14 protein-coding genes and 1 tRNA gene are annotated in these 15,852 nt (G+C 54.6%); 7 read left to right on the top strand and 8 right to left on the bottom strand.

Annotation, left to right across the window (positions count from 1 at the left end):
• Positions 1-109 precede the first annotated feature (109 nt).
• Positions 110-197 (top strand) — tRNA-Ser (locus tag JYB84_RS09085).
• Between the two features lie 21 nt (positions 198-218).
• Here JYB84_RS09085 and JYB84_RS09080 read toward each other — a convergent pair.
• Entirely contained in the window at positions 219-389 is a 171-nt protein-coding gene (locus tag JYB84_RS09080; RefSeq protein WP_207319796.1) for a hypothetical protein, read from the bottom strand.
• Between JYB84_RS09080 and JYB84_RS09075 the strand changes: the two genes are divergently transcribed.
• The 4 genes from JYB84_RS09075 (at position 388) to JYB84_RS09060 (ending at position 4,113) form a co-directional block, all read left to right on the top strand.
• A complete protein-coding gene (locus tag JYB84_RS09075) occupies positions 388-2,172 on the top strand; it encodes a DUF885 domain-containing protein (protein ID WP_207319795.1) in 1,785 nt (594 codons plus the stop codon). The genes JYB84_RS09080 and JYB84_RS09075 overlap by 2 nt on opposite strands.
• Positions 2,173-2,368: 196 nt before the next feature.
• The gene (locus JYB84_RS09070) at positions 2,369-3,496 is read left to right on the top strand and encodes a M14 family metallopeptidase (RefSeq protein WP_207319794.1); all 1,128 of its coding nucleotides are present in this window, start codon (positions 2,369-2,371) and stop codon (positions 3,494-3,496) included.
• 9 nt (positions 3,497-3,505) lie between these two features.
• On the top strand, positions 3,506-3,823 hold the full coding sequence (locus JYB84_RS09065) for a zinc ribbon domain-containing protein (protein WP_207319793.1): 318 nt from the start codon (positions 3,506-3,508) through the stop codon (positions 3,821-3,823).
• On the top strand, positions 3,820-4,113 hold the full coding sequence (locus JYB84_RS09060) for a YeaC family protein (RefSeq protein ID WP_207319792.1): 294 nt from the start codon (positions 3,820-3,822) through the stop codon (positions 4,111-4,113). The genes JYB84_RS09065 and JYB84_RS09060 overlap by 4 nt, the downstream gene beginning before the upstream one ends.
• 52 nt (positions 4,114-4,165) lie before the next feature.
• Here JYB84_RS09060 and ansA read toward each other — a convergent pair whose 3' ends face one another.
• Together ansA and sppA are read right to left on the bottom strand one after the other, a co-directional pair.
• Positions 4,166-5,131 carry an asparaginase gene (gene ansA, locus JYB84_RS09055; RefSeq protein ID WP_407696028.1) on the bottom strand — a complete coding sequence of 322 codons (966 nt, stop codon included), beginning with the start codon at positions 5,129-5,131 and terminating at the stop codon, positions 4,166-4,168.
• A 178-nt stretch (positions 5,132-5,309) separates the two neighbouring features.
• The gene (gene sppA, locus JYB84_RS09050; protein WP_207319790.1) at positions 5,310-7,163 is read right to left on the bottom strand and encodes a signal peptide peptidase SppA; all 1,854 of its coding nucleotides are present in this window, start codon (positions 7,161-7,163) and stop codon (positions 5,310-5,312) included.
• A 163-nt stretch (positions 7,164-7,326) separates the two neighbouring features.
• Here sppA and JYB84_RS09045 point away from each other — a divergent pair, with 163 nt between their 5' ends.
• The gene (locus tag JYB84_RS09045; RefSeq protein WP_207319789.1) at positions 7,327-9,345 is read left to right on the top strand and encodes an NADPH-dependent 2,4-dienoyl-CoA reductase; all 2,019 of its coding nucleotides are present in this window, start codon (positions 7,327-7,329) and stop codon (positions 9,343-9,345) included.
• Between the two features lie 103 nt (positions 9,346-9,448).
• Positions 9,449-9,913 carry a YciI family protein gene (locus tag JYB84_RS09040; protein WP_228290745.1) on the top strand — a complete coding sequence of 155 codons (465 nt, stop codon included), beginning with the start codon at positions 9,449-9,451 and terminating at the stop codon, positions 9,911-9,913.
• A gap of 18 nt (positions 9,914-9,931) precedes the next feature.
• Here the strand turns inward: JYB84_RS09040 and yfaE are convergent, their stop codons facing one another.
• From yfaE to ubiG, 5 genes are all read right to left on the bottom strand, one after another.
• On the bottom strand, positions 9,932-10,291 hold the full coding sequence (gene yfaE, locus JYB84_RS09035) for a class I ribonucleotide reductase maintenance protein YfaE (protein WP_207319787.1): 360 nt from the start codon (positions 10,289-10,291) through the stop codon (positions 9,932-9,934).
• Positions 10,260-11,390: a class Ia ribonucleoside-diphosphate reductase subunit beta gene (gene nrdB / locus JYB84_RS09030; protein ID WP_207319786.1), complete on the bottom strand. Its 1,131-nt coding sequence runs from the start codon at positions 11,388-11,390 to the stop codon at positions 10,260-10,262. The genes yfaE and nrdB overlap by 32 nt, the downstream gene beginning before the upstream one ends.
• A 66-nt stretch (positions 11,391-11,456) precedes the next feature.
• Positions 11,457-13,745 carry a class 1a ribonucleoside-diphosphate reductase subunit alpha gene (gene nrdA / locus JYB84_RS09025; RefSeq protein WP_207319785.1) on the bottom strand — a complete coding sequence of 763 codons (2,289 nt, stop codon included), beginning with the start codon at positions 13,743-13,745 and terminating at the stop codon, positions 11,457-11,459.
• Between the two features lie 408 nt (positions 13,746-14,153).
• A complete protein-coding gene (locus JYB84_RS09020) occupies positions 14,154-14,828 on the bottom strand; it encodes an HAD family hydrolase (RefSeq protein WP_207319784.1) in 675 nt (224 codons plus the stop codon).
• Positions 14,821-15,534: a bifunctional 2-polyprenyl-6-hydroxyphenol methylase/3-demethylubiquinol 3-O-methyltransferase UbiG gene (gene ubiG / locus JYB84_RS09015; protein ID WP_207319783.1), complete on the bottom strand. Its 714-nt coding sequence runs from the start codon at positions 15,532-15,534 to the stop codon at positions 14,821-14,823. The genes JYB84_RS09020 and ubiG overlap by 8 nt, the downstream gene beginning before the upstream one ends.
• Positions 15,535-15,852 lie beyond the last annotated feature (318 nt).

Below are 15,852 nucleotides of genomic sequence, written 5' to 3'. Positions count from 1 at the left end.
CAAACACATAATCCTTGTACTTTTTTGCTTGACCCTGCCTGGGCTTTTGCGTAAAGTACCGCTCCGTCGACAGGGGAAAGCGAGATATGCGCCCGGTCGATGACAATATGGTGAGGTGTCCGAGTGGCCGAAGGAGCACGCCTGGAAAGTGTGTATACGGAAACGTATCGAGGGTTCGACTCCCTCCCTCACCGCCACATTTAGAGACGGGGATCAGCTTAGCTGATCCCCGTTTTGTTTTTCAGCTGTTTATCTTTCCCGCCCACGCGTAACGCCGCTTTTGTTATTTTGGTAACAAAAGATGAATCCGGTCTTTTTCGTCTTAAGTTTTTGTTGCTGCCGTGTTTTACTGTCGCCTTTGATGCCAAAACGACAACAAGGACAAGCATGAAAAAATCATTTCTCGTCATGGCGCTGGCTCTGGCCGGCGTGGGCTCCCTGAGCGGCTGCAACCCTCAGGACAAGGTTGCACCGGAGGCGAGCGCGCCCCAGGCAGTGAGCCAGGTGCAGGACTTTGCCGCATTCAGTCACCGCTTTATTGATGCCCTGTGGCAAGTGGCGCCCACCTGGGCACTTTACAGTGGTGTCCACGACTATGACGGTTTGCTGCAGATCCCCAATGAACAGACCATGGCCCAAACCCTGGCCTTTGTCACCGCCCAGCAAAAAGCACTCAGCCAGTTTGATACCGGCAAGCTCAGCGCCGGTGAATTGATTGATTACCGCCTGATCGAAAACCTGCTTGCCAGCATGGCCTGGGAGCAACAGACCTTTAAATCCTGGCAGTGGGATCCGTCCGGTTACAATGTCGCCGGTGGTTTCGCCCAGCTGATTAACGAAGAGTATGCGCCACTGGATAGCCGATTGAAGAGTCTGGTGTCCCGCCTGGAAAATGTGCCCGCCTACTATGCAGCTGCCCGGGCGAACATAGTCAACCCAACCCTGGAACATACCGAGTTGGCACTGCAGCAAAACCAGGGGGCGTTTTCGGTACTCAATGATGAGCTGGTGGCCAAAGTTGCCGCCTCCGGACTCAGCGATGCCGATAAGGCCTTGTTCCAAACCCGCTATCAAGCGGCGGTTGATGCCATTAAGGAGCACAACAGCTGGCTGGAGCAATTGATTGCCAGTCTGAAACAGGACGGCGCCAAGGATTTCCGTATTGGCGAAGCCCTCTATGAGCAGAAGTTTGCCTATGACATCCAGTCCGGCATGACCGCCAATGAGCTGTATCAGAAGGCTCTCGCGGACAAGGACAGGGTACAGGCCGAAATGGCCAAGCTCACTGCCCAAATCTGGGACAAGTACTTCAGTGAGCCCATGCCTTCAGAGCCGAAAATTGCCATCCGCCAGATGATAGACAAGTTGTCGGCCAACCATGTGAAGCGTGATGACTTTGTCGCCGAGGTGAGGGCACAGATCCCAACCCTGGTGGAATTTGTCAATCAACACCGGTTGTTGACCCTCGACCCCAACAAACCTCTGGTGGTTCGGGAAACGCCCGAGTATATGCGCGGCTATGCCGGTGCCAGTGTCAGCGCCCCCGGCCCCTACGACAAGGGTGGCAATACCTATTACAACGTGACGCCCCTTGATGGTATGAGTGACGAGTCGGCCGAAAGCTATCTGCGGGAATACAATCACTGGATTTTGCAGGTACTGAATATCCACGAAGCCATTCCCGGTCACTACACCCAATTGGTGTATTCCAACGAATCTCCGAGCCTGGTCAAGAGCCTGTTTGGCAACGGTGCCATGGTGGAGGGGTGGGCCGTCTATACCGAACGTATGATGCTGGAGCAGGGCTACGGTAATTTCGAGCCTGAAATGTGGTTGATGTATTACAAGTGGAACCTGAGGGTGATAGTCAACACCATTCTGGACTACAGCATCCAGGTGAAGGGTATGGACAGGGATGAGGCCATTCGCCTGATGACGGAAGAAGCCTTCCAGCAGCAGGCCGAGGCCGAAGGCAAATGGCGCCGCGCTACCCTGAGCCAGGTGCAGCTCACCAGCTATTATGCCGGTTACCGTGAGATCTATGATTTCCGTGAACAGCTCAAGCAAGAGCAGGGCGACAAGTTTGATCTCAAGGCCTTCCACGAGCAGTTCCTCAGCTACGGCAGTGCGCCGGTCAAGTACATCAAATCCTTGATGAAAGAAGGTAAGTAATGCCACGGGCCCCAGATGGGGCCCTTTTTTTGCCGCCGTGCTTACTGATAGTCGCAAACCGACCCATTTAACCGTGCCAAAGTGCCGGGGGGCTTAGAATCCGGGCCGTTTTGGTTTATCCTATGGCGCAAGAAAGGCGGCTCTTTTCCCTTCACCGGGCAGCGCCGTTACCGCAAACCCGATTCAGGAACAGACAATGCGCATCAGTGCCAATTTTGATGGTGGCAATATCCAGGTCATCAACCTAGACAACAAGGACGACATCCAACTGGCTATTCGCCCCGATGCCGGCGGCGAATTCTACCAATGGTTCAACTTCCGCTTTGAAGGTGAGGTGGGTAACCAATATCGGCTGAATATTATCAATGCCGGCACTGCCTCCTATCCCAAGGGCTGGGAAAACTACCAGGCGGCAGCCAGTTACGACCGTCAGCATTGGTTCCGTTTGCCAACCAGCTACGAGAATGGGGTCCTGTCCATCGCCGTTGAGCTGGATTGCAGCGCCATTCAGATTGCCTATTTCGCCCCCTACAGCTATGAGCGTCACTGGGATCTGCTCAGTGCGGTTCAGCGTCACCCGGATGTGGATCTGGAGCACCTGGGGCTGACCCTGGACGGCCGCGACATCACTCTGGTGAAAGTCGGTGATGAAGATCCCTCCAAACGCAATATCTGGATCACTGCCCGTCAACATCCGGGTGAAACCATGGCCGAATGGCTGGTGGAAGGTTTGCTCAACCGCTTACTGGACCGCGAATGTGCTACCGCCAAGTCCCTGCTCGACAAGGCGAACTTTTACATAGTGCCCAACATGAATCCCGATGGTTCGGTGCGCGGTCACCTGCGTACCAATGCCGCAGGCGTTAACCTCAACCGCGAGTGGCAGACCCCGAGTCTGGAGCGCAGCCCAGAGGTGTACCATGTGGTTAACAAGATGAAAGAAACCGGTGTGGACCTCTTCTACGATGTCCACGGCGATGAAGGTTTGCCCTATGTGTTCCTGGCGGGCAGTGAGGGCGTACCTGCCTGGGGTGAGCGTCTTGCCGGTCTGCAACAGGATTTCGTTGCCGCTCTGACCCTGGCCAGCGCCGATTTCCAGAGCCAGTTTGGTTACACCAAGGACGAGCCTGGCAAGGCCAACATGACTGTGGCCTCCAACTGGGTGGCTCAGGAATTTGATTGCCTGTCAAACACCCTGGAAATGCCATTCAAAGATAACGACAACCTGCCCGATCCCCTGGTGGGCTGGTCACCCGAGCGCTCGGTGTACCTGGGCGAAGCGTCACTGCTGGCCATGTTGGCCGTGGTTGACAAACTCAGATAAGGAGGCGCCATGGCACTGATCCAATGTCCCGTATGTGGCAAACGTATTTCCAGCAAGGCCAAGCAGTGTGCCCATTGCAGTACCGGCGTTGATGGCGATATGCATTCCAGAATGCGCATTGCCCACATCCAGAAAACCCAAAGACTGATGAACCAGAGTTTTGTGGCCATGACCCTGTTTATCGCCGGGGTGGTGATTTGGTTCTGGGGCGGCGAAGCTGCCGAGGGCATAAGGGTACAGGCAGGTGCCGTGTGTTTCAGTCTGGGGTTTATCGGCTACCTGATCACTCGGGTTCAAATTGTGTTACATAAGCGGAAAAGCATATGACGGATATCAATCGCATCATAGATGAAATGCCCCATGAGGTGTACGAGCGGATGCGCTCGGCGGTCGAGCTGGGCAAATGGGAAGACGGCTCTGTGCTCAGTGAAGAGCAGCGCGACAATACCCTGCAGGTGGTGATGTTGTACCAGGCAAGGCGGATGCAGCAGGATCAACATCTGACCATAGGTGCCAATGGCGTATTCAACGATCTGTCCAAGCTGGAATTGAAAAAGCGCATGGCGCGGGATTTCGGTGGTGAGTCCATCGCCATCTTCGGCAACGACGAAATCTGAATTTCATGAATAAAAAAGCCGGTCGACGACCGGCTTTTTTATATCTGTTTTACTAATCCGGTGTCAGCTCGCCGGCAATATTCTGCTTCATTGCGGCCTTGATTTGCTCGCTGGAAAGGTGCTGTGACAGCAGGAAGTGCAACTTGGCCAGGCAGGCTTCTATGGTCATGTCGGCGCCGCCAATCACTCCGGCCCTGGCCAGGGCGTTGCCCGTGGCATAGCCCCCCATATTCACCTTGCCCTGGAAGCACTGGGTCAGATTGACCAGCACTATGCCGCGCTCATCGGCTTCCTTGAGGGTCCTGAGCAGGCCTTCATCCTGGGGCGCATTGCCCACACCAAAGGTCAGCAGGATCAGCGCTTTCACCGGTTGCTGCAAAATATTGATGAAAATCTCGGTGGAGATCCCGGGGTAAAGTGTCACCACTCCTATGGGATGGGGCTCTATGGTGGCGACCCTGAGATTGCCATCGCTGGCAGTGCAGATTTTGCCGGCCTTGAGATTGATCTTGATCCCGGCTTCCAACAACAGAGGAAAATTGGGCGAGGCAAAGGCATCAAAGCCGTCGGCGTGAGCCTTGGTGGTGCGATTGCCGCGGAACAGCTTGTTGTTGAAAAACAAACACACTTCGGCCACCGGGTAATTGGCGGCGATATACAGGGCATTCAGCAGATTGGTTTGACCGTCTGAGCGCAACTGGGCCAGGGGAATTTGCGATCCTGTGACTATCACCGGCTTGGTGAGGCCCTGGAGCATAAAGGACAGCGCCGAGGCGGTGTAGGCCATGGTGTCGGTACCGTGCAGGATCACGAAACCGTCGTACTTGTCATAGTTGGCCTGGATATCATCGGCAATCATTTGCCAATGGGCCGGAGACATATTTGACGAGTCGATCAGCGGACAATATTCGTGGATGACGAATTCGGGCATTTCCTCGTGATAAAACTCGGGCATGGCTTGCACGCACTGGGTGAGAAAACCCGCCACCGGCACGAAACCGTTAACGGTTTTTTGCATGCCTATGGTACCGCCCGTGTAGGCAACATAAATGGAACGTTTTTGATTCTGCACCGACATCTGCACTGACTTAAAAGCTGGAGAGAGAGCCCCGATTATAAGGGCTTGGCGCTGAAAAAGGTATTTAAGGCGTAAGAAAAGAAACAATAAAAAGCCCGGCGAACCGGGCGATTTAACTTTACTGGCTGCAAAGCTCGCAGTAGAGATACACATGGTTGGGATCGTCGAAGGCGGCGATTTCGGCCACGGCCCCGGACAATTGGCCCAGCATCTGCTCCAGCGGTGTGGATTGACGCACACTGATTGGCATCCAGGCGGCGACCTGGGCAAACATTTCCTGAATGAACTTCTGCTCCGGCGTCAGTTCCTGCTCGATAAGTTCGGTATCGAAGGTGTCCAGCGATGCCAGTTCTGCAGCCTTGGCTATGGCGTCATCCATATCCCCCATGGCGTCGACCAGCCCAAGCTCCAGGGCTTTTTTGCCGCTCCATACCCGGCCCTGCGCTATGCTGTCCACTTGCTCGAGCGTCATATTGCGCTCCTTGGCCACCAGAGAGATAAACTCGTGGTAACCACGCTCGATATGGCGCTGAATGACGGCCTCAAGCTTGGGCGACAGGGTACGGGTGGCAGACATGCCCGCCCATTCGCTGGTCGCCACACCATCTGTGTGGATCCCAAGGCTCGCCAGGGAGTCTTCGAAGGTGGTGATCATGCCGAAAATACCAATTGACCCTGTGAGTGTGGTTGGAGTGGCATAGATATAGTCGGCGCTGGCGGAAATCCAGTAACCACCGGAGGCGGCCATGCTGCCCATGCTGACCACCACAGGCTTGCCGGCGGCTTGCAATGCCAACAGTTCCTGACGGATCTGCTCAGATGCAAAGGCGCTGCCGCCGGGGCTGTCTACCCTGAGCACCAGGGCTTTGACATGCTTGTTGAAACGGGCCTTGCGCAGCAACTCGGATGTGCTTTCACCACCTATGTCGCCGGGTGCCTGGTAACCATTGAGTATGGTGCCCTTGGCAACCACTATGGCCACACTGTCCATGGGGGCAAAAGAGGGGCTTGGCGCTACCAGCTTGGCATATTCATCGTAATGGATGGCAAGGAAGCCGTTACCTTCTTTGGCCTTGCCAACCTTGTCTACCATGGCAACGCGGAATTCTTCGGCACTGGCCAAGGCATCTACCCAACCCATGTCCAAGGCCAATTTGGCGGAGTCACCCTCAGCGGCTTCGAGCTTGGCGAGATAGGTGTCACCATCGAGTACCAGGTTCTCGGCTGGGATGCCACGGTTGCTGCTGACTGTGTCGGCAAAGCTTTGCCAGATATCACCGAGCAGGGCGCCGCTGGCTTCCTTGGCTTCCTTTGACATGTCGTCGCGGATGAAAGGCTCAACAGCTGACTTATAGGTGCCGACGCGGAACACGTGGGTCTTGATTTTCAGCTTTTCCAGTGCCGATTTGAAGAACATCCGGTAACTGGCGAAACCATCGAGGGATACCATGCCCTGGGGATTGAGATAAATGGTATCGGCATAGCTGGCCAGCAGATACTCTCCCTGACCGTACCAGTCACCTATGGCAACCACGGACTTGCCGGCTTCCTTGAATTTATTCAGGGCCGTGCCCACTGCCTCCAGTTTGCTGATACCGCCGCCATGGAGGTTGGCCAGATCCAGCACTATGGTGCTTATTCTGTCATCATGGCTTGCGTTTTCAATAACATACAGAAGTTCAGACAGCAGCACTTCGGCATCTTCTCTGTCGCGCTTGTTCTGCATTAACAGACTTTCGATGGGATCCACAGGACGGGCCTGATCCACCAGGGTACCGTTGAGATCCAATACCAGCGCCGAACCGGGCTCTACCCGGGTTTCTTCGCCGCTGCTGAAAGCTATGATAACGCCGATAAGCAGCAACAGGAAAACGGGGAAAAACACCAGGTTGATGATGAGCTTGCGAACAAAATTAATGGTGCTCCAGATAAGCGCTAAGGTGTTGCGGGTTGTTAAGGGTTTACGGGCCATCTGCCACTCCTGAAATATGATCTGCCGTTATGTTACAGCAATTTAGCTATGCGGGCGACGCGCAATTGTAAAGGTTTTTAACATGCGGCCACAGGTGCCGGTTGAGCTTGGCGGGTTCTTTGGGTATGCTCCATTAAATCACCTGTTTTAAAAGGATGTTTGAATGCCGTTTCCACATCTGTTGCAACCCCTTGACCTGGGCTTTACCCAATTGAAAAACCGGGTATTGATGGGATCGATGCACACCGGTCTTGAAGAAGAAAAGGGCGGTTTTGAAAAATTGGCCGCGTTTTATCGTGAGCGTGCCGAGGGCGGTGTCGGTCTGATTGTGACCGGCGGTATCGCGCCCAATTTCCGTGGACGCCTGGCTCCCCACGCCAGTCAGCTGAGCTTTTCCTGGCAGGTCAGAAAACACAAAATAGTGACGGATGCGGTGCACCAGGCCGGCGGCAAGATCTGCATGCAGATCCTGCACGCGGGCCGCTACGGCTACCATCCTTTTTCGCTGGCGCCGAGCAAGATAAAAGCTCCTATATCTCGCTTTACCCCGTCTGCCATGTCACCACGCCAGGTTCGCTGCACCATCAAGGACTATGCCACCAGTGCTTCTCTGGCGCGCAAGGCCGGTTACGATGGTGTCGAGGTGATGGGCTCCGAGGGTTACCTGATTAACCAGTTTATTTGCCAGCGCACCAATAAACGCACCGATGAATGGGGTGGCAGTTTTGACAACCGTGCCCGCTTCCCGTTGGAAATAGTTAAAGCCATAAGGGCCAAGGTCGGCAAAGACTTTATTATCATCTTCCGGCTGTCGATGCTGGATCTGGTGGAGCAGGGCTCCAGCTGGGATGAAGTGGTGCAATTGGCCAAGGCACTGGAGCAGGCGGGTGTCAGCATTATCAATACCGGTATCGGTTGGCATGAAGCCAGGGTGCCGACCATAGCCACCAGCGTGCCCCGGGCGGCGTTTTCCTGGGTGACCGAGAAGCTTAAATCCGAGGTCAAGGTACCCCTGGTCGCCACCAACAGAATTAACACCCCGGAAATCGCTGAACAGATACTGGCATCGGGCCAGGCGGACATGGTGTCCATGGCCAGGCCTTTCCTGGCGGATCCTGAATTCGTTAATAAAGCCGCGGCGGACCGTGCCGATCTGATTAACACCTGTATCGGCTGTAACCAGGCTTGTCTGGATCATACCTTTCAGCTCAAGCGCGCCACCTGTCTGGTGAACCCCAGGGCCTGTTATGAAACCGAGCTCAATCTGAGCAAAACATCGGTGCCCAAGCGCATAGCCGTCATGGGCGCAGGCCCCGCGGGCCTGGCGTTCTCCGTCAGCGCGGCTGCCAGAGGCCATAAGGTAGTGCTGTTTGAGGCGGCTTCCGAAGTCGGTGGCCAGTTCAATCTGGCTCGCAGGATCCCCGGCAAAGAAGAATTCAACGAGACCATCCGCTATTTCCTCACTCAACTCAAGGAAACCGGCGTGGAACTCAGGCTCAACACCCGTTTGGAGGCGGACACGCTGAAGGCTGAAGCCTTCGATGAAATTGTCATCGCCGCCGGTGTGGTACCGAGAAAAGTGAACTTACCGGGTTTTGACTCTCCCAAGGTGGTGACCTATCAACAGGTACTGCGCGGTGAAGTGCCGGTGGGTGAGCGGGTTGCCCTGATGGGGGCCGGTGGTATCGGGTTCGACATGGCCCACTTCCTCGGCGAAACATCCTCGGCGACCCTGGACAGGGACCGCTGGCTCAACGAGTGGGGGATAGACAAGGAATATCGCACCCCCGGCGGCCTGAAGGCGCCGGAAAAAGCCCATTCGCCGGAGCGTAAACTGTATCTGCTGCAGCGCAAGACTTCCAAAATGGGCAAGGGCCTTGGCAAGACCACGGGCTGGATCCACAGGGCCGTGGTGAAACAGCACGGTGTGGTGGAAAAAACCGGTGTCAGCTACGAGAAGTTTGACGAGCAGGGACTGCATATCAAGGTGGGAGAGCAAAGCGAAATTCTGCCGGTGGACACCCTGGTGCTCTGTGCCGGTCAGGAGTCGAACCGTGAGCTGGTTGCCGCCATGGAGGCCACGGGCAAGCCGGTTCACCTGATAGGTGGCGTCGATGTGGCCGCCGAGCTGGACGCCAAGCGCGCTATCCGCCAGGGAACAGAATTGGCGGCAAGAATTTAGTCACAACCTGATTTCACTGACAAACGCCCGCAGCCGCGGGCGTTTTGCTATGCTAAATTCACGTTTGGCTGATAAGAACAAACAAGAAAACAAGGAGATGATAATGAAACATCTGATAGCGGCGTTAACGCTTGTGGTGCTCAATGGATTGCTGTCCATGCCCACTGTAGCCGGTGACAATTCACAGTACGATCCGGCCCTGGCAGAGCGCGCCGGTGCCGATGAGTACGGTATGAAGCAATACGTGCTGGCGTTTTTAAAGAAGGGGCCCAATCGTGACCGGTCCAAGGAAGAGGCGGAAAAGCTGCAGCGGGCCCATCTGGATAACATAGGCCGCATGGCCAAGGCCGGTAAACTGGTGCTGGCGGGGCCTTTTTTGAATGATGGTGAGTTGCGGGGGATCTACATTTTCAACGTGCGAACCGTGGAAGAGGCCAAAGCCCTGACCGAAACTGATCCTGCCGTTCAGGCCGGAAGCCTGGTGATGGAACTCTTGCCCTGGTATGGCAGCGCGGCTTTGGTGGAGGTGAATGAACTGCACAAAAAAATGGCCAAAAAGGCCATCTGAGCCATTTGGTGTTGGCTATCAGTCGATGAGCAGATGTTCGGCCTGGGGATGCAGACTGACAGGGCGGTTGACCACGTCGGCCCCCTTGGCAGACAGGTCGAGATCCAAATCTTTACTGGGCACGCAGCAACAGGGCAGGCATTCGTCTTCGCCAAGCACGGCCAATGGTTCGGTCAGGTAGCGCACCGAACCACTGATCACCCGGGTCTTGCAGGCACCGCAGTAACCACTGCGGCACTCGGAAAACACCTTAATCTTTTTAACTTCAAGGGCTTGCAGCAAGGTGTGCTGCTGTCCATTAAACAGCAGCACCGGCTGGCCATTGAGGCTGACTATGGGTGCCTTGTTACAGGTCAAAGTCGAGGAACTCATTTTCATCAACTGCAGCGTCAATCTGACCCACCAGATAGGAAGAGACTTCCACTTCCTGGGGGGCAACCTGTACCGCGTCGCTTTCAAGCCAGTTCTTCATCCAGGGCAGGGGGTTGGTCTGCTCACCGTAGGGTTGCGGCAGGTTTACCGACTTCATGCGCTGGTTGGTGATGAACTCAACGTATTGGCAGAGGATCTGCTCATTGAGGCCGATCATTGAGCCGTCTTTAAACAGGTACTTGGCCCATTCCTTTTCCTGCTCTGCGGCACGCAGGAACAGATCGTAAGCCTGCTGTTGGCATTCAATGGCAATTTCTGCCATTTCGGGATCGTCCTTGCCACCCTGCATCAGGTTGAGAATGTGCTGGGTTGAATTGAGGTGCAGGGCTTCATCACGGGCAATGAGGCGAATGATCTTGGCGTTGCCTTCCATCAGCTTGCGCTCGGCAAAGGCGAAGGAGCAGGCGAAGCTGACATAGAAGCGTATCGCTTCCAGGGCGTTGACCGACATCATGCACAGGTACAGGGCCTTTTTCAGCTCCCGCAATGTGACCTGAACCTCTTCACCGTCGATCATGTGGGTGCCTTCACCCAGCAGTTCGTACACCTGGGTCAGCCTGATCAGCTTGTCGTAATAGGCGGCAATGTCGGTGGCGCGCTTGAGGATCTGCTCGTTGCCCACTATGTCGTTAAACACCACTGAGGGGTCCGTGACTATGTTACGGATAATGTGAGTGTAAGAACGGCTGTGGATGGTCTCGGAGAAGGACCAGGTCTCAATCCAGGTTTCCAACTCCGGCAGCGACACCAGCGGCAGGAAGGCCACATTGGGTGAACGGCCCTGAATGGAGTCCAGCAGGGTCTGATACTTGAGGTTGGAAATAAAGATGTGCTTCTCGTGATCGGGCAGAGCCGCATAGTCAATCTTGTCGCGGCTGACATCCACTTCTTCCGGACGCCAGAAGAAGGACAGCTGCTTCTCGATTAACTTCTCGAATACTTCATAACGCTGTTGGTCGTAACGGGCGACGTTGACCGACTGACCGAAGAACATGGGTTCGCGGGTCGCGTCATTGGGGGTTTGACAAAATGTACTGTAAGCCATGGTTCGTATTCCGGGCAAAAGGGGGCAAAGGCCCCCGTTAACACCAAAGAGTTGTCTGACGGCGCATCAGATCTTGCAGGCGCCGCCGGCGCAGCCGTCATCTTCTTTTTCAACACTGGTGATGTCGTCGTGCTGATCGGTCGCACCATCACGGGTGTTATGGTAATAGAGCGTCTTGACGCCAAGCTTGTAGGCGGTCAGCAGGTCTTTGAGCAACAACTGCATTGGCACCTTACGACCTTCAAAGCGGGCAGGGTCATAGTTGGTGTTGGCCGAAATCGCCTGATCGACGAACTTCTGCATTATGCCCACCAATTGCAGGTAACCGTCGTTGCCTGGCATCTGCCACAGCAACTCATAGTTGTGCTTGAGGCTGTCAAAATCCGGTACCACTTGCTTGAGCTGACCGTCTTTACTGGCCTTGACCGAAATCAGACCACGGGGTGGCTCAATACCGTTGGTGGCATTGGAGATCTGCGAAGAGGTCTCGGACGGCATCAACGCTGACAGGGTGGAGTTACGCAAACCATAGTGCTTGATATCGCTGCGCAGCGCTTCCCAATCCAGGTGCAGTGGTTCGTCACAAATCTTGTCCAAATCGCGCTTATAAGTGTCGATTGGCAGTATGCCCTGGGCGTAAGTGGTTTCATGGAACGCAGGGCAGGCACCTTTTTCCCTGGCCAGATTCATTGATGCCTTCAGCAGGTAGTACTGAATGGCTTCAAAGGTTTTGTGGGTCAGGTTGTTGGCGCTGCCATCGGAATACTTCATGCCGTTTTTCGCCAGGTAGTTGGCGAAGTTGATGACACCTATACCCAGGGTACGACGGTTCATGGAGGCTATTTGGGCCGCCTTGATGGGGTAGTCCTGGTAGTCCAGCAGGTTGTCGAGGGCACGTACCGCCAGATCCGCCAGGTTTTCCAGCTCTTCCAGATTGGCAATGGCGCCCAGGTTCAGTGCCGACAGGGTACAGAGGGCGATTTCACCATTGGTGTCATCGACACTTTCCAGCGGCTTGGTGGGCAGGGCAATTTCCAGACACAGGTTGGACTGGCGAATTGGGGCCACCTTGGCATCGAACGGGCTGTGGGTGTTGCAGTGATCCACGTTCTGGATGTAGATACGACCGGTTGAGGCACGTTCCTGCATCATCAGCGAGAAGAGTTCCACTGCCTTGAGGGTCTTCTTGCGGATGGCCGGATCCTGCTCATACATCTGGTACAGGCGCTCGAATTCATCCTGATCTTCAAAGAAGGCATCGTAGAGACCTGGTACGTCCGAGGGGCTGAACAGAGAGATGTTTTCACCCTTGATCAGGCGCTGATACATCAGTTTGTTCAGTTGCACGCCGTAGTCCAGATGACGGACACGGTTGTCTTCCACGCCGCGGTTGTTTTTCAGTACCAGCAGGGATTCCACTTCCAGGTGCCATATGGGGTAGAACAGGGTGGCCGCGCCACCACGGACACCGCCCTGGGAGCAGGACTTCACCGCGGTCTGGAAATACTTGTAGAAGGGCAAACAGCCGGTGTGGAAGGCTTCGCCGCCACGGATCGGGCTGCCCAGGGCACGAATACGACCGGCATTGACGCCGATACCGGCTCGCTGACTGACGTACTTCACTATGGAAGAGGCAGTGGCGTTGATGGAATCCAGACTGTCACCGCACTCGATCAGTACACAGGAGCTGAACTGGCGGGTTGGGGTGCGCACGCCTGACATAATCGGCGTGGGCAGAGAAATCTTGAAGGTCGACACCGCGTCGTAGAAGTCCTTGATGTACTTCAGGCGGGTTTCCTTTGGATAACCGGCAAACAGACAGGCGGCCACCAGGATATAGAGGAACTGGGCACTCTCATACACTTCGTGGGTCACGCGGTTCTGTACCAGGTACTTGCCTTCGAGCTGTTTAACCGCGGCATAGGAGAAGTCCATGTCACGCCAGTGGTCGATATAGCTGTCGAGTACGTCCAGCTCTTCCTTGCTGTAGTCGGCGAGGATGTGCTGATCGTATTTACCCATTTCCACCAGGCGTACCACATGGTCGTACAGCTTGGGCGGCTCGAATTGGCCAAAGGCCTTCTTGCGCAGGTGGAACACGGCCAGACGGGCCGCCAGGAATTGGTAATCCGGAGACTCGGGGGAGATCAGGTCCGCCGCAGCCTTGATAATGGTTTCATGTATGGCTTCGGTTGGAATGCCATCGAAGAATTGCAGATGTGAGCGCAGTTCTACTTCGGAAACGGAAACGTTTTTTAAGCCCTTGGCTGCCCAGGTAACCACGCGGTGGATCTTGTCGAGATTAATTGTCTCTCTTTCGCCACTGCGCTTTGTGACTGTCATGTTGCTGTTCATTGAAGATAGGCCTTGGTTCTTTTCACTGTAAATATGATTGGCGCCACCGTACGTATCCTTGTAAACAATCAATCTGGAATACCGTTAACCTACATCTGGCAGACAAGCTGTACTGGCTAAGCGGGGCATTTCTAGTGTGTCTGATTGCTGTCAATACACAAGATATGGTGCTTATTTAAATCTAAGATACAAGATAGTGAGGTGGGGGGCCATTTGCAAGTAAGAAATTGGTGTAGATCTTGTGGATATCTTGAGGATAAAAAAAACGTTAGTGGAAGCTAACTTCAGAGGGCAATTTTTCCCTGCGCTTAACATCGACTGGCGATTATTTTGCCAGTTTGAGATCCGGTGCGATCGCTTTTTTAATGGGCGATCGCAATAAGATCGTCATAATTCTCTGTGGCGAATTTAGCCGCGATTGCGGATTAATTGCACCAACTCCAAGGGCGAATTCAGCCGATATTCCACTGGCCAACTGTCAATATCGTCTTGCTCGCCCAAATAGCCCCAAAGGGCGAGGACCGGCGCCATGCCTGCATTTACCGCGGCCTGCATATCACGCTCGGCGTCGCCCAAATACCAGATATCCGCCGGCGCTACCCCCAGTTGCTGCGCCGCCAGTAACATGGGCGCCGCATTGGGTTTGGCCATCAGAGTGCTGTCTCCGCACACTATGGACACCAGCGCGCTTTCTATTCCCAGGGATCCCATCAAGGGGCGGCAAAAGCGGGCGGCTTTATTGGTAACGACCCCGACAGGGATCTCTGATTGTTCGAGTTCTTTCAGCAGTTCGGCCATGCCGGCAAACAGCACGCAATGCTGGCCGTTGATACGGGCATAGTGCCGTAGCAGCGCCTGTTGCAATTCATATTTCATCGCCTGGGGCTGCGTCGGCGCGCCGGCTTCAACCAGTGCCAGGCTGCCGTGGGAGGCCACATGACGCATTTGCGCCAGGGAAACCTCCGGCAAGCCGAAGTCACTTAACGCCAGGTTGAGTGCCTGCACCAGATCCGGTGCCGTATCCACCAGGGTGCCATCCACATCAAGCAGTACCCCCTGGGGGCGCAGTCGGAGATCAGTCAAGAGGTTTTACCGTGGCTATCATATAGTTGACGTCCAGGTTCTGGGTATAGCCGAACATGCCGCTTAACGGGTTGTAACGGATCCCCAGGGCGTCGCGATTGAGCAGGGCGGTATTGTCTACCATGGCCATCAATTCTGAAGGTTTGATGAACTTGCCGTGGTCATGGGTGCCGACGGGTAACATCTTCAGCAGATACTCGGCGCCCAGTATGGTTTCCACATAGGAGCGCAGATTGCGATTGATGGTGGAAAAGAACACCCAGCCACCGGGTTTGATCATGTCGCAGCAGGCCTGGATCACCGACTGGGGATCGGGCACATGTTCCAGCATCTCCATGCAGGTGACCACGTCATATCTTTCCCTGTGACTGTCTCTGTGCTCTTCAGCCGTCTGTTGTACATAGTCAATACTGACGCCTGCTTCCAGTGCATGCAGTCTGGCGACATCCAAAGGCTCTGCTCCCATATCCAGCCCTGTCACCCTGGCGCCGATACGGGCCATACTTTCTGACAATATGCCGCCGCCACAGCCGACATCGAGTACTGCTTTGCCAAAAATGCCGCCGGCGGTCTTGTCTATATAGTTGAGCCGCAGGGGATTGAGTTGATGCAGGGGCTTGAACTCACCTTCAGGATCCCACCAGGTTGCAGCCATCTTTTCAAATTTGGCTATTTCATTGGCATCGACATTGGCGTGCTGAGACATATATAGAGTCCATTTTTTCGCAGACGGATAAAGATGCGCCCATTATAGCGATTTGCCACCGGTTAAGAAGCCAAACTTTGCCCTTTATTGCCCGCTTAATTGGCATATTTGGCGCTTTAATGAGCAGCTAATGTTGAAATTGGATACTTAATCTACAAACACCCCGGATTTATGGCGCGAATACTGTCGGTACTTAAAGGCAATTCCTTAAATATTACGCTGAATTTATTAGTGAAAGTATAATCTGCCCCCCTGATATCATGGACAATCCGAGCCCCATGTTACCAAGATGCAAAACAGGGGCTTCCGACAATAAAT

Source organism: Shewanella cyperi, assembly GCF_017354985.1.
Taxonomy (GTDB): Bacteria; Pseudomonadota; Gammaproteobacteria; order Enterobacterales; family Shewanellaceae; genus Shewanella; species Shewanella cyperi.
This window is presented reverse-complemented; position numbering and strand designations above follow the sequence as displayed.